At 47.0% G+C, this 936-nt stretch carries 1 protein-coding gene; it reads left to right on the top strand.

Annotated elements, in window-relative coordinates; genetic code table 11:
- The coding region (locus CEV08_RS09275) for a DUF4815 domain-containing protein (RefSeq protein WP_143434476.1) at window positions 1–936 on the top strand (936 nt) is incomplete at both ends.

Raw genomic sequence — 936 nt, 5'->3', positions numbered from 1 at the left:
GCGCTATGAAGAGGTGGAAGACTTTTCGACAAGTGCTGTCCCTAGTGAAACCCATATTTTTGTGCCCCAAAAGGGAAAAACAAGCTTTACCTTTAAAACCTATTACGCTCCCATTGCTGCTGTTCATTCCATTTTGTTGACCAAAGAAAAAACCGTAACAATCACCCGCGGTGCGGTTGCCGCTGGGCGTGATGGCGTGCCGGACAAAAGCATCACCTCTTTTATCAAAATTGTTCAAGGTGGAAAAGAATTTAAAGAAGGCAAGGATTTCAAAAAAACCGGAGACACCATTGATTGGGCGCCTATGGGAGATGAACCCTTACCAGGAAGCAGCTATACGGTGACCTACCGCACCCGCGCGAGCATAAAAGCAGATAAAGTGACAGCGCAGGAAATTACGGTATCCGGTGGAGCAATAGGGGGTGATATCATTGTGAGTTACACTTACAAACTCCCACGCATTGACCGTATTGGTCTCAACACAGGGGGCAATGTTGTCTATATCAAAGGGGTCTCCTCAGACCAACCCATGGCTCCCAGTGTCCCTGATGATGTGCTCTCCCTTGCTACCATTACCAACAATTGGCTTAGCACCCCCCAAGTGGTTAATGATGGCACACGTGTTGCTCCTTATGATGAGATGTGGCGTTATTTTCAACGGGTGCTCTCTCTTGATCGCCTCATGCAATTAGAGCGTATTAAAAGTAATGTTGACTCTAAAGAACCCGTTGCCAAAAAAGGCATGTTTGCAGACCCTTTTCTCGATGACAGTTATCGCGATGAAGGTTTTCCCCAAACAGGGGCTATTGGTCATGGCATTTTACAGCTTGCCATTGATCCAACCTTTTACACCGCTCACCTGACCGCACCCATCACCCTTGACTGGACAAATGAAGTGATCATTGCACAAGAATTGACAACGGCTTGCGAAGCGAA

It is taken from the genome of Bartonella tribocorum (assembly GCF_002778015.1).
Lineage (GTDB): Bacteria > Pseudomonadota > Alphaproteobacteria > Rhizobiales > Rhizobiaceae > Bartonella > Bartonella tribocorum_B.
This window is presented reverse-complemented; position numbering and strand designations above follow the sequence as displayed.